Below are 18,622 nucleotides of genomic sequence, written 5' to 3'. Positions count from 1 at the left end.
AAACAAACGTACATTTAGAATTTTTTATAACGGAGGAATAACCGATGAAAATGGATTTTAGATGGCATGGGAGCATTGTTGAAAATATTTCACAAAATACGACTGATTTGCTCAAGGTAGAACACAAAGAAAGTTATGCCGCCTGGCTTCAGTATAAAAATATTGATGATCAAACTTTAGTAAATAATTATAAACAATGGTGTGGCCGCATTAGTATTCTAGGAGCTTCTGTAGTAATTGAGTCTGCTAAGAAAGAACTTTTACTCGGAATTTCTTCGATGTTGGGAATTGAGCCTGATTGTAGTTCTGAACCTATGCAAGCTAGTCTTGTGTTAGCAACAAATGCTTCTATAGTTGATTTAGTAGATGTTGATTTTGATCAATTAAATGATGACGGATATGTCATAAAAACTGTTACATCTGGAGGAAAGAATACTATTTTCCTAGTGGGGAAAAACGATTCAGGTGTCTTATATGCTGCTTTTCATCTATTGCGCTTAATGCAAAATAGGAAAAACTTACAGCAGCTGGATATCCTTGAGAATCCTAAAAACCAATTACGAATGCTTAACCAATGGGATAATATGGATGGCAGTATTGAGCGTGGTTATGCAGGCAACTCAATTTTTTATAAAGAAAATGAATTCTCAGATGAACTTAATAGAATTGAAGACTATGCAAGACTTCTTTCTTCAGTAGGGATTAATGGAATTGCGATCAATAATGTAAATGTTCATAAGGTTGAAACAGATTTAATTACAAGCAGGTTGCTACCTAAAGTCGCAGAAGTGGCCGGAATTTTTAGGGCGTATGGAATCACAACCTTCCTTAGTGTGAACTATGCTAGTACAATCACAATTGGAAATTTATCAACAGCAGACCCGCTTGACCCTAAGGTTAGACAATGGTGGAAAGATAAGGCTGAAGAAATTTACAGCTATATCCCTGATTTTGGTGGATTCCTAGTGAAAGCCGATTCAGAACACCGCCCTGGACCATTTACATATGGACGAAATCATGCTGATGGTGCAAACATGCTCGCGGAAGCACTCCAGCCTTTTAATGGAGTTGTCCTTTGGAGATGTTTCGTATATAACTGCCTTCAGGATTGGCGTGACCGCACTACGGATCGAGCAAGAGCTGCATATGACCATTTTAAACCATTAGATGGCCACTTTCATGACAATGTTATTTTACAAATTAAGAATGGTCCAATGGATTTCCAAGTACGTGAAGGTGTTTCTCCGTTATTCGGTGCAATGGAAAACACCAATCAAATGTTGGAATTCCAAGTCACACAGGAATATACAGGACAACAAAGACATCTTTGTTACCTAGTTCCGCAATGGAAGGAAGTACTTGATTTTGATACGTTTGCAAAAGGCAAGGGGTCAGAAGTCAAAAAGGTAGTAGATGGCTCCCTGTTCCAATACAAGTATAGCGGGATTACGGCAGTATCCAATATCGGAAATGATTATAATTGGACCGGGCATACACTGGCGCAGGCTAATCTTTACGGTTTTGGCCGCTTAACATGGAACCCAGATCTTTCAGCTGAAACAATTACAGATGAATGGATCGGGCAAACCTTTGGCCATGATGAATTAGTTAAAGAACTGGTTACCAAGATGTTGTTAAAGTCTTGGAGTATTTATGAAAAATATACGTCACCACTGGGTGTTGGCTGGATGGTAAACCCACATCATCATTATGGGCCAAATGTGGATGGTTATGAATATGACGTTTGGGGAACTTACCACTTTGCAGATTGGAAAGGAATTGGTGTGGACCGGACCGAAAAAACAGGTACCGGCTATACTTCGCAGTATTTTAAAGAAAATACTGACTTGTACGAAGACCTTAAAACCTGTCCAGACGAATTGTTGTTATTTTTCCATAATGTTCCATATACACACAAGCTTAAATCAAATGTAACCGTGATCCAACATATCTATAATACCCATTTTGAAGGGGTTGAAGAGGCTGAGGGATTGGTCGAAACTTGGTCACAGCTTAAAGAAAAGATTGATCAAGAGCGCTTCGAAGATATTTTAAAAAGATTACAGGAACAGGCAAACCATTCGAAGGAATGGCGGGATATTATCAATACTTATTTTTATAGAAAATCAGGAATAAAGGATGAGAAAAACAGAAAAATCTATTAATAACCAAAAGTTGGTAGTTAAATGCAATTCTATTTATCTAAGGATAGAGAGATTTGGACTGCTATCGGGCCTGTCTTAGATGCAAGTAAGATATCAGATGATAATGTGGAATTAAAAGCAGACGGTATTTTATTAGATCAAGGGTTCACAGGAGCCTTCATCGGTGTATGTGTACAGGATCTAAGCGGTCAGGGGAAATATGCAGATTTTGATTATTTTACCTACATTGAACGTCATTAAAGAATACTTATATTATTCAGGGAGTGAACCAAATGACCACCATAGCCCTTATGGATGCGGCTGTATTGAATAAGCCATTAGACATTGAAGTAAAAAAGGTTAGCATTCCAGAACCGAAAGATGATGAGGTTCTTGTAAAGGTTTATTGTATTGGAGTATGTGGTTCAGATGTTCATTATTACGAGCATGGAAAAATTGGAAGATATGTTGTCAAAGAACCTATTATTTTAGGTCATGAGTTAGCAGGTGAAGTTGTAAAAGTCGGTGTAAGTGTAACGAATGTTTTACCAGGTGACCGAGTAGCGGTAGAACCTGGAGTTACATGCGGACGTTGTGAATATTGTAAATCTGGCCGGTATAATTTATGTCCCGATGTAGTGTTTATGGCTACTCCGCCAGTCGATGGAGCATGGGCCGATTATGTAACTATCCGTAGCGATATGCTATTCAAATTACCGGAATCAATGAGTTATGAGGAAGGAGCCTTACTTGAGCCGCTTTCAGTAGGATTTCATGCCATGAATCGGGGGAAAGTTACCCAAGCCGACCGGGTATTTGTCAGTGGGCTAGGTCCAATTGGTCTTCTGGCGATTCAGGCAGCAAAGATGTTTGGTGTAACAGAAATTTATGCCAGCGATGTTGTACCATTTCGCAGGCAGCTAGCCCTTGAAATGGGACTAACGGCTGTCATTGACCCGTTAAATGAACAGGTGGAGGAACGAATTAAGGAATTAACTGGAGGAAAAGGCATTACAGTTGTTATAGAATCCTCTGGAAATCAAAGAGCAATCTCAGACACAGTGAAGATTATTAATCGCGGAGGAAGAATTGTTCTTGTAGGAATGCCGGTTACAAATGATATTCCACTTGATATTAATCAATTAATTGATGGAGAAATTGATGTTTATGGACTGTTTAGGTATGCCAATACATACCAGGCAGCTATTCAGGCATTAAGCAGCTCCAATGTTGATATTGAAAAAGTCATTACCCATAAATATTCCTTAAGTGATATTAGAGAAGCTGTTGAGATGGCAAGAACAGAAAAAGAAACTAGTATTAAAATTATGATCTATCCAGATAAGGAAAATCTGCATAGATAATTCTTCGTTGGAAAAAGGTGAACAGCATCGGGAGGAGATACATACACGTGCTCCTCCGTTTTTAAAATTGTTTTGAGTATGTTAGTTGAATAATAGGTGGGATTAAAGAATGCGGATTTTGATAACGGGAGCAAATAGAGGTCTAGGGTTAGCATTATCACAAGCAGGGGCAGAAAGAGGCCACCAAATACTTGCTGGAGTCAGAGATCTCCAAACAAGCACAGAAAGGTTAATGCAATCCGAAGTGTATAAATCAATATCACTGCTGCCTTTAGATGTAACAGATGAAGAATCAGTTTCTTCTGCCGCTAATGCAGTGAAAGAAAACTTTGGAACCATTGATGTAATCATTAATAATGCAGGTGTATTGTTAGAACGTGATAAACAAATTGAGGACTTGGATCTTGACCAAGTAAAAGTAACGTTCGATGTCAATTTTTTTGGTCCGATTAAGGTAGTAAAACATTTTCTGCCTCTTTTAATGATGGGTGATCGTTCATCTATCATCAACATTTCCTCAGAATCCGGAAGTATGTCCAATGCTTTTGGCGGTGATTATGCATATGCTTCTTCAAAAACAGCATTGAACATGTTCACACTGCAATTGAATCAGTATGTAAAAAATAAGAATATTAACGTATACTCCGTCCATCCCGGTTGGATTAAGACAGACATGGGTGGTGATAGAGCACCAGGGAACCCAATTGATACTGCAAAGGGTATATTTGATATTATTGAAGGAAAACGAGAAATTGGAAGCAGTAATGTTTTTATCACCTATGAAGGGCAGCCAATGCCGTTATAGCTTAGATACATTAACACACCTGCATACAAATTGTGGGATATGAAAAAAGCTTACTCAATGAGTAAGCTTAAGCTCCCGTATAAACACTCTCGCATGTTCCGGCTTTTGGTTCATAATAACAATGCTGTTTATATTGGCCTGACTGAGGTTGACCGTACCATGTTGGCGGGCATGGAGCATACGGATTAAAATACCAAAGGGAGTATTTTGATGGGTGTTCTCTCCAATAATCCAAATTCTGTTTTGCTAATCTTTTTTCAGCTGATCTCGCTCTTTGATAAAATACATTCCCTTTTTGAACAGCTTCAAAAGAAAAATTTCCTCCTTGTACTTGAAAAATGGCATCGTTAACGTTTCTTAAATCTTTAAAGTCTAAACAATCTGCTTTAACACGATTAACAATGACATTTCCAACCATTAACATTCCCTGTTTTCCTTCACCCTCGGCTTCTGCTCTCATCATCCTTGCCATTAAGTCAACGTCCGAACTTCGGTAATTTATTCTTGGCATTTTCTCACCCCAAAAATATAGTATGAAAAAAAACCTGTATTGATGTCATTGTTTATAAACAAGAATTATTTTATGTGCACAATTAACCTATTGGTGTCAATATCGAAGAACATCCACCAAAGATTCGTTTTGGTTACCTCTAAAACGAAATCGCTGGATTAATGCTAACCTTTGTTGAGATTCCTGATTTTTTTCGACAGGCTTATAGATATAGAAGAGAAGGTAGTGGTATGATAAAAATTATTATATTGAAAATTTTCTTAAAACAGCCTCAGTCATGGAAGGGAGAATCTACAATTGAAGCTAAACATCAAAGCAATTCTTGCACCCATGAGTCCAAAAGAAAGAATCGCTTATATATGGGACTATTATAAGTTTCATATCATTGGGACAATGGCTGCCATTATCCTATTAATCTCATTTATTAGTAGTATCGGTGAGAAAAAAGAAGTAGTCCTAAATATGACCATTATTGGACAAGGGGTAAACTCAGAAGGTATGACTGAATTACAAGAACATTTAACGGACAAGCTCGTACATGACAAAGGGGATCAAGAAGTTTCCGTTCAACATTTAACCTATAGTAAATCAAGTATGGACCAGGCTTCTCGTGCGGGAATACAGAAAATGTCAGCTGAGATTACGCTAGGAGCAATTGATATATTGATCATTGAGAAAGATTTATTTGAGGAAATATCCTCACAGCCATCTTCGCTAGTAGCATTAAATGATTTCAAGGGAATTGATAAACTGTTAACATCTGATGAAAAAGTTTATGGTATAAGCACCTCTGATATTCAACTTCTGGCTCCACTAGAACTAGATGAAAACAAGGTATTTTGTGTCCCAAGTACATCGAAAAATTTAAAGAATATCAATAAATTTTTCACATTAGTTTCTCAATAGAATATAAAAGGAGATCCTTTCAACTTGGAAAGATCTCCTTTTTCTATAAGGAAAAGTTTTTAATGCAAATAACGTCCAACAGAAACAGTATCTATCTGTCAAATGGGACATTACAAACACAGGTCTGTTTTTTATTTTCTAGAGACGGTCATCTTCCCATGCCCTATCATAGTCTTTTATATTGTCATTGTCAGTTCTATTAAGGCTATCTGTAGACTTATTTGTTTTATTAGATTTCATGAGCCTTGTAACTTTAACTCTTTCGTCCTTTTTCAAAATTGCTTGACCCCCAATGGATAACGTTAATATGGAAATTGCGATGAATAGTTATTGAATTGTTGATAAGCTTGATCTAATTTTTGCTGTTCTTCTGCTTCTAATTTGTACCATCCATGCTGGAACATGAGATTATAAAGTTCCCTGCAGCTTTGATGTGTTTCAGTCAGAATTTGCAAAATATCAGTAAAAAGTTGTTCGTGACTCGCTTCTCTTACCGCAATGTTAAGGCTGTCGGTTAAATATTTACATGTACTAAGTGCGTCATTAAGAAAATCACGGTCATTCATGTCGGGGGTTTTTACCTTAGGCAATTCTCCTGTCTGCGGGTTCGCAATTTTGTTGCTGTTTTGATTCTGCTGATTTGACATTATTCTTCCTCCGTTCATTACTAATAATTACTGCTGCTGTTGCTGCTGTGTATTCGGAAGATTGGCTAATGCAGTATTGTTATCCACCTGAAGGTGAGTAAGTATGCGTTGATAATGATTTTGATGCATTTGACCAGCCTTATTAAGTGCTTCCTTTAATTGCGGGTTTTGAAGCTGATTCGCCATAAAATGGAATTTCTTAAATGCTAAAAGCTCCCATGATAAGGCATCCTTTATGTAAAGCACATCCTTAGTTGTTATTGCCCTCGGTGGGTTTGGAATCGGTGGTTGATTATTTTGCATTGAAATACTCCTTTCATTTAACTTCCAACATTTTTATATTTTGCAAAATGAAACCATAGTATGCTTTTATTTTTGGTTATGTAAAGGTTGGAGGAAAAAACATAAAAGTAACGATTTTTATATGAAAATATGGAAGAACTCTTAAAGAATTGAGAATGATTATGATATAATACAATAATATTTTTACATCACAAGGAGATATAACATCATGAATTTTTCTGCAAAACAAGTTGTCTTTATTAGTTTTATGTTATTTTCTATGTTTTTTGGAGCAGGCAACCTAATATTTCCCCCATTCCTAGGTCAATCAGCGGGTGACCAGTTATGGGCTGCTCTTGCTGGTTTTATCGTATCTGCTGTTGGACTGCCGATATTAGGAGTAATTGCCGTAGCTAAGGCAGGTAGTTTAAATGAGCTAAATCTTAGAGTTCACCCTATTTTTGCACTAGTTTTTCCATTTTTAATTTACATTGCAATCGGTCCAGGACTAGCGATTCCTCGGGCAGGGAGCCTCGCATTTGAAATGGGTGCAGCGCCTTTCTTGCCAGAAAATTTTGTTGAAAGCCCGGTCTCTTTGTTGATCTATACTATCGTCTTTTTTGGATTAGCCGCATGGTTAAGTATGTATCCTTCAAAATTGATTAGTCTTTTTGGGAAGTTATTAACCCCAATCCTTTTAGCGCTAATTACGGTTATTTTTATAAAGAGCTTAATGGATCCTATTGGTTCATTTAAATCACCGATAGGGAATTATCGTGAGAATCCTATGTTCCAAGGAATTTTAGAAGGGTATTTAACAATGGATGCCTTGGCAGCCCTGGCATTCGGAATTGTAATTGCTAACACGTTGACAGCGCAAGGCGTAATCGATTCCAAAAAGAAATCACGCTATATGATGTACGCTGGTTTGGGTGCTGGGCTATTATTAGCAGTGATTTATCTTATTTTAGGATATTTAGGAGCAACGAGCTCTTCTTTAGGACAAGCAGAGAATGGGGCCATTATTTTGTCTAACATCATGACATACCTGTTTGGACAAAGCGGAACTCTTATTTTAGGGATTGTCTTTACACTGGCATGTTTCTGTGTTTCCATTGGTTTAATTACATCATGCAGTCAATTTTTCTCTACTGCGATTCCAAAAGTGAAATATAAAGTGTGGGTAATCATTTTAGCTGTACTTAGTACTGCAATTGCTAATTTAGGATTAACACAAATCCTTCAAATTTCAGTGCCTATCCTTGGAATGATCTACCCAATTGCCATTGTCCTAATTTTCTTAGGTCTACTGGATGAAATAATAAAAAGAAATCCGTATATATATAGATCTGTAATCGGTTTTGTTACTATTTTTAGTGTTTTAGACACCATTAACAAAATATTTTTAGGTAGTAATTGGAGTGGGGCATTTGAAATTCTCCCTTATTATATTGAAGGGCTAGGGTGGCTCATCCCTGCACTTATAGGATTAGTCGTTGGATATATTTTAGGTTGGTTAAGAGGTTCAACACCTGTAACAAGAACAAATCCATAGTATTGTTTAAAAAACGAGAAACCGATAAATTTGAGGTTTCTCGTTTTTTTTCTGCAACATTTGTTATGAAGGGGTTCATGAACACCTTAAGTGATAAGTGGATATAAATATGTTTTCGTTACTCGACCTAGATGGTATTATTTAGTAATCAGGTATTGATTATATTTAAATCAATAAGGGAGGTGTAGCGGTGTCACATAAAAAGGAGAATTCTATTAATAATTTGCAGTCTTACATTAACTCCCCAGAAAAGCAGCGGGCATTATATCGACGGACCTTGGTTATCGTGGTTCTATCGCAAATTTTCGGCGGTGCCGGACTGGCAGCAGGTATTACGGTTGGAGCACTTCTGGCGCAAGATATGCTGGGGACAGATAGTTTTACTGGAGTCCCAACCGCATTATTCACACTTGGTTCTGCAGGAGCAGCACTTCTTGTGGGACGGTTATCGGAGCGTTTTGGCCGCCGATTAGGGCTGGCTGCTGGTTTTCTCGCTGGAGGGATTGGCGCAATCGGAGTAGTAGTTTCAGCTATCACAAATAATATTTTTCTACTTTTTGTCTCACTACTAATTTATGGCTCAGGGAGCGCAACGAACTTACAAGCCCGCTATGCAGGAACTGACTTGGCAAGCCCTAAACAGAGAGCAACAGCCATTAGTATTGCGATGGTATCTACGACATTTGGTGCGGTTGCCGGTCCGAACTTGGTTGATGTTATGGGAGAATTTGCAATGCGGATTGGTGTCCCGGCACTATCGGGACCATTTATCTTAGCGGCAGCAACCTATATTCTCGCTAGTTTGGTGCTTCTTGTGTTACTGCGTCCAGACCCGCTCATCGTGGCTAAAGCAATTGCGGATGAGAAGAGAAACAACAAGAACATACTTTTAGATAGTAATACAAATTCACTAACGTTTAATAAAAGAGGAATTGTTGCCTCAGCAACATTAATGGTGTTAACCCAATTGGTTATGGTTGCAATCATGACGATGACACCTGTACATATGGGCGAGCACGGTCATGGATTAAGCGAGGTTGGAATGATTATTGGATTCCATGTTGGCGCTATGTATCTTCCATCTCTCCTAACAGGGGTCCTCGTTGATAGGATTGGACGCATTTACATGGCAATGGCAGCCGGTGTCACCTTGCTTGCAGCGGGCGTACTCGCTGCCATGGCTCCAGGTGAATCGATGACTTTACTTACGTTGGCACTCATATTGCTTGGTCTAGGCTGGAACTTCGGATTAATAAGTGGAACCGCTATTCTTGTAGATTCAACTAATACGGCCAATCGTGCAAAGATGCAAGGAACAGTAGATGTTTTGGTTGCATTATCAGGAGCTTCAGGAGGCGTACTTTCGGGAGTCGTTGTTGCTAATACCAGTTACGCAACACTATCCATTGCAGGAGGCATTCTTTCACTCTTCCTAATACCGGTGTTAATATGGTCGAATTCAAAAAGGGTAAAAGTTACTGCGTGAATTTACTTGGAATCACACCTTGATTTATAATAATTTGAATATTTTAAATTCATGATGAAATAGAACGTGCAGATATAGGAAGCATAGACTATTGTATCAATATAAAAGGGTGTCATACCATGAAAAGGACAAGACAAGTACAACCCATGATTGGGCAAGCGTGGACTGGGAGACATGTAGTCTTGCTTCATTGCACAACAAATAATCAACTTATTCATTTATATAAAAGCTACCACGCACCCATTGAGCCTCCTCGTGAAAACTGTGCGGAAACATTATCACAACTGCTAAGTATCGGCTATCGTATTCATGCTATTACAGCTATTTCCCCTAATCAAATTCAATACTTTTTGGTCCTTGAATAAAGTTAATTTATTTAACCAGAAAACAGCCGCTTAGTCCTAAAAAGGCGGCTGTTTTCTAATTGACCAAATTTAGCAAAACTATATTATTAGTGCTAATTGACTAAGTGGAAAGGATAGTCTTTTTTGTCCATTCACATTAATCTTATACTTATTTATTATTATTTATATTACATACCGAGTTCGCCTGATTATGTAAGTTTTACATCTGAGGGCTTATTATGTGGGAAAGGTGGAAAATAGTGAACACAGATCAAGCTTATGAATTGTTAACTGCTGCAGGAGTAAATGAAGAAATTAGTATTCAAACAGTTAGAAGATGGCTGCGTGAAAGAAAAATAAAATACGTGGGCACTTTTCCTCGGAATTCTGGATACATACTTGATGATACAGACGAAGCACTGAACTTGTTAAAGGATGCAGGTGTTTCCGATCGTATTGGTATTCAAATTGTCCGACGATGGCTTAGGGAAGGTAAGATTCAAAACGTGGGGAAAGGGAGAAGTGAATATCTTCCAAATGAAACTCTTTCAGAAATGTATTTAAATAACGATACAGATCAGGAAAAGATCATTGGCCAATTAAAAGTAAAAATTAATACACAGGATGAGCTTATAAAAGGGATGGAACAACTGCATAAGACATCTATCGGTACATTAATTCAACAAAGAGAAAATTTAAGCAAAGAAATTATCAACCTAGAGCATGAAAATAGTGACCTGCAAAAGGAAACTAAGAAGTTACTAAAAGAGAATATTGAATTACGAAACCAATTGTTAGAATTAAAGGAAGAACTTTCTAAAGGAAACAAAAAAGAACCTGACAAGGTTCCAGAAACAATTCCTTCTAAAATGAATGATATCCGTCGAAAATTAGGACTCTCAAAAACGGCCAGCCATAAAGAAGTTTTTTCAGGGTATAAAAAATTATTAAAAGTTACCCATCCAGATCAGGGCGGCAACGCATCAGCCTTCCATTATATTAAAACAGACTATGATTATTTTAGGAATAGTATCAAAGAATAATTGACATCTCTATAGTACACACTTAAATGTTCTAGTGCCTAACAACAGAGTTAGGCACCTTTTTATAAAAAAGCGGGGTAATACCCTTAGCTTTAGTTATGGGGATACTCAATCCACTTTGGTCAACATTAATAAATCCAAGTTTTCAATGTGAATACCACCAGATTCACGGAGTTCCTTTAAAAGATTAATATCCAGGATTTCAATCGTCCTATTAGATAGGTCGATGATTTTTTGAGTCTTCCACTTATTAAGTATTTTATTAACTGTAATTCTTGAGGTACCTATGTAACGGGCAAATGAAGTTTGATCAATGGAGAAACTGCCATTTTCATTTATTAGTTTTAATAGATAATGCGCCATTTGTTGTTCAACCGGGGAGTTTAAAAAGGCTATTATCTCTGCCAGAATTCTAAATTTATAGATTAGTGAATTGGTAAAAATACATGCTGCTTCAGGATGATTTTCACAAACTTTTTCTAACGCTTCATCAGAAAACTGATAGACAACCGTTGAACAGGTAGTTAAAGCAGAGGTTAGATAAGCTTCCTTTCTTGAGCCGTGCTCTCCGAATAACATTCCTTCTGGAACATAATTAACTGTGCGTTCCACACCTTCTTTTGAAAGGAGGGTGATTTTAATTCCTCCTTCAGATAAGAAGAAAAATCCTTTTCCTTCACATCCCTGACGGTAAACAACTGAATTTTCCTCTAACACAAGTTTATTACCATATTGTAAATAAGGACTCCAAGCATTTCGAAGATTTTTCATGAAATCACCCTGCCTTTAATCCTTTTTAATTCATCGGGATTTTTTATGATGATCTTTTTCCCGTGAACCTCTATGATCTCATTTTCCTTCCATTGCTTTAGAATTTTATAAATGGTAATTCTTGTTAAACCTGTGCATTTTGTTAGTTCTTGTTGTGATAGAGGAACTTCATAATTCTTAAATTCATAACAGATATTCAAAAGAATCACGGACAACTGCTGTTCTGGAGTAAGTGTGTCCAAGTAAATTTTATCGGCTAAAATATGCATTTTATGGATGACGGTTCTTATTACCATGTGAAGGATTGAAGGTTGATAGGTTATTAGCTTTTGAAAATGTTCACACGAGAAATAGTAGAGAACGGTGTCATTTACAGCTATTGCTGTAGTAAAATGTGGCTTCCGATCCATAGCTTGAATCCCTAATAATTGCCCAGGAATTGCGATGTTTAGCAGGCGCTCTTTCCCATTTGTGGTATTTGTCATCACTTTTACTAATCCCTTTTGGATATAATAAAATCCTTCTCCCATTGTCCCTTGTTGGTAAATACATTTTTTTTCCTTGAAAAATTGTCTGGTCCCAAATTGCAAACACATTTCCCAATTAATATCACTATCAAAAAGGATTGCCACCCTACCAACTCCTAAGTGAAATTTAAGTGTTTAAGTATAAATAACGTGCTCATTCGCATTATTTGTTAACGCTTACATTCTACTTCAGATTAATAGATATGTATTGTTAAATTCACATAACAAAGGCATGAAAAAAAGTTTAATAATGTTAACCACTTAACAATAGTGTAAAAGATTAAAAATATAAAATCAATATAGGTAAATTATTTTCAAAATAATCAGCCAATTCATGAAACTTCCACTTAAATAGATATGAAGGAAGAAAATCATGAAACCATTGAAAAAGGGGGGAACCTTAAGATATTCATCCACGAATAAACACCAATGCCTATTGGAACAAATTTCTAAAAGGGAGATGGTTGGATGAACAGGGAAGTACAATCTGTCGTTACGGAAGATTTAACGAAAAAGAATATCGGATTAAATACTACTAAACTTTCTATTAAAAGTATGCCAAAAGCAACGTTTGTTGTTGTTATACTTTGCTGGTTTGCGATGCTGGCAGACGGATATGATTTAGGAATCTATGGTGCAGTATTGCCATCCTTAATGGAATATAAAGATTGGAGTATGACTCCAGCTCAAGCAGGTGCAATAGGAAGCTATGCACTAATGGGTATGCTGATCGGTGCCATCTGTGTTGGAACAGTTACGGATATAATTGGCCGTAAACTGACCTTAATTTTTTGCGTTACCGTATTTTCTGTTTCAATGTGTCTCGTTGCACTTTCAACATCACCAGAAATGTTTGGGATCTTTCGCTTTATTGGCGGTCTTGGACTTGGTGGAGTAATTCCTACAGCATCTGCTTTAACAATCGAGTATTCTCCTATCCAGCACCGATCAAAAATGTACGCTATTATGTATACAGGTTATCCAATTGGAGGAGTCCTTGGGGCTTTATTTTCGATGTTTCTTTTAGAGGACTATGGATGGAGATTAATGTTTTGGATTGGTGTCATTCCACTTTTAGTTATTCCATTTATTATTAAATTTCTTCCCGAGTCAATTAGTTTTCTACTTGCTAAGAAAAAGTTTGATAAAGCTGAAAGTTTGGCAAAAAAATATCAACTTCCTAATGATTTTATCCAAAGCAGTATGATGGATGAGACCAAAGGAAAATCGAATAAATTTGCGGCTATTGCGAGTCTATTCTCACGGACAAATATTCGGGCAACCATGTTTTTTTGGGTTACTTTCTTTCTAGGGCTACTAATGATTTATGGATTAAGTACATGGCTGCCTAAAATGATGCGTGAGGCAGGATATCCGCTCGGACCTAGTTTAGGATTTTTATTGATGTTAAACCTATCCGCGGCGATTGGTGCTTTAGTAGCAGGAACGGCTGCAGACCGGTGGGGCTCAAGAAAAATTATTAGCCTTTCTTATTTCCTAGCAGGAATTTCAATCGCTCTTTTAAGCATAAAATCCTCGATGTTCGTTGTGTATGGATTAGTAGGAATTGCTGGTTTTGGAACGATTGGAACTACACTTATTCTAAATGCCTACATTTCCAAATATTTTGAAGCGGACAATCGGGCAACTGCCCTAGGATGGGCACTTGGATTTGGTCGAATTGGAGCTATTTCAGGTCCAATTCTAATAGGTTTCTTTATGAGCTCAAATTTTGACTTCTCCCTTAATTTTTATCTTTTTGCTGTTGCAGGAGTCTTAGCTTCCATTACCATCTTGTTTATCCCTAAAAAAGGAAATATATAATTTGTAAAGTTAAAAGCCGCTCTCTTCCATCAAAAGAAGAGTGCGGCTTTTATTTTTTGAAAAAAAAGTAATTTAACTTTTTCGAAAAAAGTGTTAACCAGACTACAATGTCTCAGAAAATTCAGTTTTATAATGACACTATGAAAGATGAGGAGGATGCAAATGGGAATTCGTACAGGAACACAGTATATCAATGCATTAAAATCACGTAATCCAGAAGTTTGGTTATCGGGGAAAAAAGTAACAAATATTTTTGAAGAACCTGTTTTTCATCAACCAATTTTGGAGATGGCAAAGCTGTATGATTTGCAGCATGACCCAGAGTATCAAGGAGAGATTACTCATATTTGTGAAGAAACCGGTGAAAGAATTTCAAATGCATTCACCGTACCAAAAAGCTATCAAGATCTAGAAGCTCGAAGAAAAACGTTTGAGGTTTTTGCTAAGGCTACCTTTGGTTTGATGGGAAGAACTCCCGATTTTCTAAATGTAGTGGTAACTTCAATGGCTAGTAATTCCGAGTTCTTGGACAAATACAATCCTGAATGGGGAAAAAACATTCGGGCCTATTATAAGTATGTTCGCGACAATGACCTATTTTTAACACACGCGATTATTAATCCACAAAATGATCGCAGTAAATCATCACATGAACAACAGGATATGTTTACCCATTTAGGTGCTGTGAAAGAAACGCCAGATGGCTTGGTTGTAAGAGGGGCTAAAATGCTGGCAACCCTTGCACCAATTACTGATGAAGTAATTGTTTATTCTTTCCCTGGATTTAAACCGGGAGATGAACGTTATGCTCTTGCTTTTGCATTGCCACTTGATACGCCAGGACTTCGTATTTTATGCCGTGAAGCTATGCAGGATGGAAAGCGTTCTGTTTATGACCACCCATTAGCATCAAGATTTGAAGAAATGGATGCAGTCTTGGTATTTAATGATGTACTAGTACCATGGGATCGTGTATTCCTTTATAACAATGTTGAGGCAGCAAATCTACTGTATCCAAAAACAGGAATTGGGATCCAGCCCGCACATCAATCAGGAGTAAGAGGTTTAATAAAGCTGCAATTTGCTACGGAAGTGGCTTGTAAATTAGCAGACTCCATTGGTGTTGATTGTTATCTAAATGTTCAAAACGATTTAGGTGAATTAATCCAATCTGTTGAATCCATTAGGGCCTTGCTCCGAATTGCTGAATATGAATACGAAGTAACAGAGACTGGTGAAGTAATGCCAGCCTATGCGCCTCTTGAAACCATTCGAGGATTGCTGCCGAAAATGTATCCACGTGCCATTGAAGTCATGCAAATCATCGGTGCTGGAGGGCTATTAATGTCACCAACGGATGCCGATTTTGAAAATCCAGATCTACGAGAAGATTTAGATCGATATTACGTGGGAAGAGAAGGCATAACTGCAGAAGAGCGGGTTCATCTCTTTAAGCTGGCATGGGATTTATGCGGTGAGGCATTTGGGCAAAGGATCCTTCAATACGAACGTTATTACACAGGAGATCCAATCCGCAAGAGAGCCATTTTCTATAACAACCACAAAAGAAATAATTCATTTAAGCTGGTTGAAGAAGCGTTGGAGATTTTTGATCAAAATAAAAAGGTTCCTAGTCTTTAAACTATTACACTATTTCGAGGAGGTGTGATCGATGCAAACGTTAAAAGATGGTGCTCTCACACTTAAAGGTTCTGTTATTGCGATTGGTGCATTTGATGGGGTACATAAAGGACATCAAGCTGTCATTAGGCAGGCTGTGGAAAAGAGTCTTGTTCATCAGGTTCCAAGCGTCGTATATACTTTCGACCCGCCTCCTCGTCATTTTTTTAAAGGTGCTCAAATCTTGACAACCATTCAGGAAAAGTTAAGCAGGCTCTATAAGTTAGGTGTAGATTATGTGATTGTTGCCAGTTTTGATGAATGGTATGCAACACGTCCTCCTAAAGATTTTATCTGTGAATTATCGATGCTTAACCCGGTAGAAGTGTCTATTGGTTCCGATTTTCGTTTTGGAAAAAGTAGAGAAGGCGATGTTGAACTATTAAAAAAATATTTTCAGATTAATGAGACGTTACCGGTTTATTGTAATGGCGGGGAACTTATTTCATCATCGAGAATTCGTCAGCTAATTTCAGAGGGAGATTTTCAACAGTCTTACTCTTTATTAGGGTGGTAAAAGATCTGAGGATTGCCTATATAGAAACAAAAGGAGTCATAAAAATATGAAACTTTTAGGAATTTCAGGCACTATCATTGGAGCAAAGACGAGTATTGTTGTCCAAAAGGTCCTTGAAGAAGTAAAGAAACACCATCCAAATGTGGAAATTGAATTGTTGGATTTAAGAAAATATGAGCTGCAGTTTTGTGATGGTCGAAACCCTTCGACCTACACAGGTGATACAAAAAAAGTTCTAGATATCATTCAATCTGCTGATTTTTATATTATCGGAACGCCAATTTTTCAAGGCTCTTTATCAGGACCACTTAAGAATTTATTTGATTTAATCAATCCAAAGGATATTCGTCATAAAGTAATGGGATTTGTCGCTACCGGCGGTACTTACCAGCACTACCTGGTCATTGAAAATCAATTGAAACCAATTGCGGGATTTTTCAGGGCATTCGTAGCGCCAGGTTATGTGTACGTTAATAACGATCATTTCAATAAAGATAATGAGATTATAGATCAGGATGTATTAAACAGAATTTCAGACTTAGCAAAAGAAGTAGTTTTCATGCAAGAAGCATTAAAATCATCAGAGGAAAAATTAGAAACCGTAATTTAACAGACTAAATTTTTATTCAGTTATAAGTGGGGTCAATAAAATTCGAGAGGGGACAGATATTCATGACAAATTCATTAAAACCAATAAACCTATGGGGATTTATCGAAGAACATAAGGAACAATTAAAGCCGCCGGTTAATAATAAAGTCATTTGGAAGGATTCGGAGCTAATGTTTATGATTCTTGGCGGGCCTAACAAACGACGTGATTTTCACGTTGATCCATCCGAAGAGATTTTTTATCAATTAAAAGGTAATTGTTATGTTGAAATTATCAATGCAGAGGGTAAAAGAGAAGTAATTACAGTAAAGGAAGGAGAGGTATTCCATTTACCTCCAAATGTACCTCACTCTCCGCATCGTGTCGCTGATACAATCGGAATTGTAATTGAGCGTGATAGAGCAGACGGCGAATTAGAGGATTTTGTTTGGTTCTGTGATAAATGTGATTCTGAGATGCACCGTGTTACTGTCCAATTGTCAAATATTGAAGTACAGGTAAAAGAGGCAATTAATGGATTTAACAGTAATGAAGACCTTCGTACTTGTAAGAATTGTGGTCATGTAATGCCAGAAGAAGCGAGTGAATGGAAATGCGAGTAGATTTTCACACACATATCATTCCTGAAAATTTTCCGGACTTTTCGACTAAATACCAAAATGACAAATGGCCAATTCTTCAGCCAACTTGCTCATGCGGCGCCAATATTATGGTTGCAGGAAAGGTATTTCGTGAAGTGACAAACCAGGTTTGGAGTCCCGAGAAGCGGATTATTGATATGGAAAAAGAAAATGTAGACTTACAGGTTCTCTCGCCAATTCCAGTAACGTTTTCTTACTGGGCACCGATAGAAGAAGCTGAAATCATGGCAAGATTTCAGAATGATTTTATCGCAGAGACGGTGGCTCAACATCCAACAAAGTTTATTGGACTTGGGACAGTTCCGGTACAAAATGTGGAATCAGCTATTCGTGAACTAGACCATTGTGTTCATAAGCTTGGATTAAAGGGTATTGAAATCGGCACGAACATTAATGGGAAAAATTTAGATGATGAATCGTTAACAGACTTCTTTGCAATGTGTGAGAAGTGGAATGTTCCTATATTCGTTCATCCATGGGAAACATTGGGCAGCGATCGGTTTACAAAACATAACCTAATGTACACAGTTGGGATGCCAAGTGAGACAGCTTTAGCTGCTTCAAGTTTAATTCTAGGTGGTGTCATTGACAAGTTTCCGGGATTGAAAATTTGTTTTTCCCATGGCGGCGGCTCACTGCCTTATATCCTTCCCCGCCTTGATCATGGGTGGAATGTATGGCCGCATCTTCAGCTGACGGAGCAGCCTCCAAGTTTTTATGCCAAGAAATTTTTCTATGATTCTATCGTAAATGATCCGGTAAATATTAAATTCCTAGTTGAAAAATTTGGTGCAGAACAAGTCATCATGGGATCTGATTACCCTTTCCTGCTCAGGGAAACACCTCCTGGGAAGATTATTGATGATACTCTATCCCTTACTGCTGACCAAAAAAGAGCAATGTTAGGTGAAAATGCACTAAGATTCTTAAATATACCGGTTAATCAACTAATTTAGTATGAAAAG

General features: G+C 37.4%; 20 protein-coding genes. 15 read left to right on the top strand and 5 right to left on the bottom strand.

Annotated features, from left to right (window positions below; translation table 11 throughout):
* Nucleotides 1-50: 50 nt before the first annotated feature.
* From QFZ28_RS18535 to QFZ28_RS18520, 4 genes are all read left to right on the top strand, one after another.
* Nucleotides 51-2,165, top strand: coding sequence for an alpha-glucuronidase family glycosyl hydrolase (locus QFZ28_RS18535; RefSeq protein ID WP_307197065.1), 2,115 nt, complete (start codon nucleotides 51-53; stop codon nucleotides 2,163-2,165).
* Between the two features lie 21 nt (nucleotides 2,166-2,186).
* Nucleotides 2,187-2,405, top strand: coding sequence for a hypothetical protein (locus QFZ28_RS18530; protein WP_307196015.1), 219 nt, complete (start codon nucleotides 2,187-2,189; stop codon nucleotides 2,403-2,405).
* Between the two features lie 32 nt (nucleotides 2,406-2,437).
* Complete coding sequence (locus QFZ28_RS18525) at nucleotides 2,438-3,508, top strand: NAD(P)-dependent alcohol dehydrogenase (RefSeq protein WP_307196014.1); 1,071 nt, start codon at nucleotides 2,438-2,440, stop codon at nucleotides 3,506-3,508.
* Nucleotides 3,509-3,617: 109 nt separating this feature from the next.
* The gene (locus QFZ28_RS18520) at nucleotides 3,618-4,313 is read left to right on the top strand and encodes an SDR family NAD(P)-dependent oxidoreductase (protein WP_307196013.1); all 696 of its coding nucleotides are present in this window, start codon (nucleotides 3,618-3,620) and stop codon (nucleotides 4,311-4,313) included.
* Between the two features lie 67 nt (nucleotides 4,314-4,380).
* Here the strand turns inward: QFZ28_RS18520 and QFZ28_RS18515 are convergent, their stop codons facing one another.
* Nucleotides 4,381-4,824, bottom strand: a complete 444-nt coding sequence (locus tag QFZ28_RS18515) for a cell wall hydrolase (RefSeq protein WP_307196012.1) — start codon at nucleotides 4,822-4,824, stop codon at nucleotides 4,381-4,383.
* Between the two features lie 297 nt (nucleotides 4,825-5,121).
* On the opposite strand from QFZ28_RS18515, the gene QFZ28_RS18510 reads away from it, so the two are divergent.
* Nucleotides 5,122-5,730 carry a hypothetical protein gene (locus QFZ28_RS18510; RefSeq protein WP_307196011.1) on the top strand — a complete coding sequence of 203 codons (609 nt, stop codon included), beginning with the start codon at nucleotides 5,122-5,124 and terminating at the stop codon, nucleotides 5,728-5,730.
* Nucleotides 5,731-6,032: 302 nt separating this feature from the next.
* Here the strand turns inward: QFZ28_RS18510 and QFZ28_RS18505 are convergent, their stop codons facing one another.
* Together QFZ28_RS18505 and QFZ28_RS18500 are read right to left on the bottom strand one after the other, a co-directional pair.
* Nucleotides 6,033-6,377 (bottom strand): spore coat protein, encoded by a 345-nt coding sequence (locus QFZ28_RS18505; RefSeq protein ID WP_307196010.1) that lies wholly within the window; start codon nucleotides 6,375-6,377, stop codon nucleotides 6,033-6,035.
* A gap of 27 nt (nucleotides 6,378-6,404) precedes the next feature.
* Nucleotides 6,405-6,680, bottom strand: a complete 276-nt coding sequence (locus QFZ28_RS18500; RefSeq protein WP_307196009.1) for a ferritin-like domain-containing protein — start codon at nucleotides 6,678-6,680, stop codon at nucleotides 6,405-6,407.
* A gap of 205 nt (nucleotides 6,681-6,885) precedes the next feature.
* Between QFZ28_RS18500 and brnQ the strand changes: the two genes are divergently transcribed.
* From brnQ to QFZ28_RS18480, 4 genes are all read left to right on the top strand, one after another.
* Nucleotides 6,886-8,214 (top strand): branched-chain amino acid transport system II carrier protein, encoded by a 1,329-nt coding sequence (gene brnQ / locus QFZ28_RS18495; RefSeq protein ID WP_444875323.1) that lies wholly within the window; start codon nucleotides 6,886-6,888, stop codon nucleotides 8,212-8,214.
* A gap of 190 nt (nucleotides 8,215-8,404) precedes the next feature.
* Nucleotides 8,405-9,700 carry an MFS transporter gene (locus tag QFZ28_RS18490; protein WP_307196007.1) on the top strand — a complete coding sequence of 432 codons (1,296 nt, stop codon included), beginning with the start codon at nucleotides 8,405-8,407 and terminating at the stop codon, nucleotides 9,698-9,700.
* Nucleotides 9,701-9,819: 119 nt separating this feature from the next.
* Nucleotides 9,820-10,065 (top strand): hypothetical protein, encoded by a 246-nt coding sequence (locus QFZ28_RS18485; protein ID WP_307196006.1) that lies wholly within the window; start codon nucleotides 9,820-9,822, stop codon nucleotides 10,063-10,065.
* 239 nt (nucleotides 10,066-10,304) lie between these two features.
* Nucleotides 10,305-11,087: a hypothetical protein gene (locus QFZ28_RS18480; protein ID WP_307196005.1), complete on the top strand. Its 783-nt coding sequence runs from the start codon at nucleotides 10,305-10,307 to the stop codon at nucleotides 11,085-11,087.
* Between the two features lie 108 nt (nucleotides 11,088-11,195).
* Here the strand turns inward: QFZ28_RS18480 and QFZ28_RS18475 are convergent, their stop codons facing one another.
* Together QFZ28_RS18475 and QFZ28_RS18470 are read right to left on the bottom strand one after the other, a co-directional pair.
* Complete coding sequence (locus QFZ28_RS18475) at nucleotides 11,196-11,858, bottom strand: Crp/Fnr family transcriptional regulator (RefSeq protein WP_307196004.1); 663 nt, start codon at nucleotides 11,856-11,858, stop codon at nucleotides 11,196-11,198.
* A complete protein-coding gene (locus QFZ28_RS18470) occupies nucleotides 11,855-12,490 on the bottom strand; it encodes a Crp/Fnr family transcriptional regulator (protein ID WP_307196003.1) in 636 nt (211 codons plus the stop codon). Before QFZ28_RS18470 ends, QFZ28_RS18475 begins: the two co-directional genes overlap by 4 nt.
* Before the next feature lie 450 nt (nucleotides 12,491-12,940).
* On the opposite strand from QFZ28_RS18470, the gene QFZ28_RS18465 reads away from it, so the two are divergent.
* The 6 genes from QFZ28_RS18465 (at nucleotide 12,941) to QFZ28_RS18440 (ending at nucleotide 18,613) form a co-directional block, all read left to right on the top strand.
* Nucleotides 12,941-14,209 carry an MFS transporter gene (locus QFZ28_RS18465; RefSeq protein WP_307197064.1) on the top strand — a complete coding sequence of 423 codons (1,269 nt, stop codon included), beginning with the start codon at nucleotides 12,941-12,943 and terminating at the stop codon, nucleotides 14,207-14,209.
* 162 nt (nucleotides 14,210-14,371) lie between these two features.
* Nucleotides 14,372-15,850: a 4-hydroxyphenylacetate 3-hydroxylase family protein gene (locus QFZ28_RS18460; protein WP_307196002.1), complete on the top strand. Its 1,479-nt coding sequence runs from the start codon at nucleotides 14,372-14,374 to the stop codon at nucleotides 15,848-15,850.
* 31 nt (nucleotides 15,851-15,881) lie between these two features.
* On the top strand, nucleotides 15,882-16,406 hold the full coding sequence (locus QFZ28_RS18455) for an FAD synthetase family protein (RefSeq protein WP_307196001.1): 525 nt from the start codon (nucleotides 15,882-15,884) through the stop codon (nucleotides 16,404-16,406).
* A gap of 46 nt (nucleotides 16,407-16,452) precedes the next feature.
* On the top strand, nucleotides 16,453-17,016 hold the full coding sequence (locus QFZ28_RS18450; RefSeq protein WP_307196000.1) for an NADPH-dependent FMN reductase: 564 nt from the start codon (nucleotides 16,453-16,455) through the stop codon (nucleotides 17,014-17,016).
* A 62-nt stretch (nucleotides 17,017-17,078) separates the two neighbouring features.
* Nucleotides 17,079-17,618 carry a 3-hydroxyanthranilate 3,4-dioxygenase gene (locus QFZ28_RS18445; protein WP_307195999.1) on the top strand — a complete coding sequence of 180 codons (540 nt, stop codon included), beginning with the start codon at nucleotides 17,079-17,081 and terminating at the stop codon, nucleotides 17,616-17,618.
* Nucleotides 17,603-18,613, top strand: a complete 1,011-nt coding sequence (locus QFZ28_RS18440; protein WP_307195998.1) for an amidohydrolase family protein — start codon at nucleotides 17,603-17,605, stop codon at nucleotides 18,611-18,613. The genes QFZ28_RS18445 and QFZ28_RS18440 overlap by 16 nt, the downstream gene beginning before the upstream one ends.
* The last annotated feature ends 9 nt before the right edge of the window (nucleotides 18,614-18,622 follow it).

This window comes from Neobacillus niacini (assembly GCF_030817695.1).
In the GTDB taxonomy this organism is placed as follows: Bacteria; Bacillota; Bacilli; order Bacillales; family Cytobacillaceae; genus Neobacillus; species Neobacillus niacini_F.
This window is presented reverse-complemented; position numbering and strand designations above follow the sequence as displayed.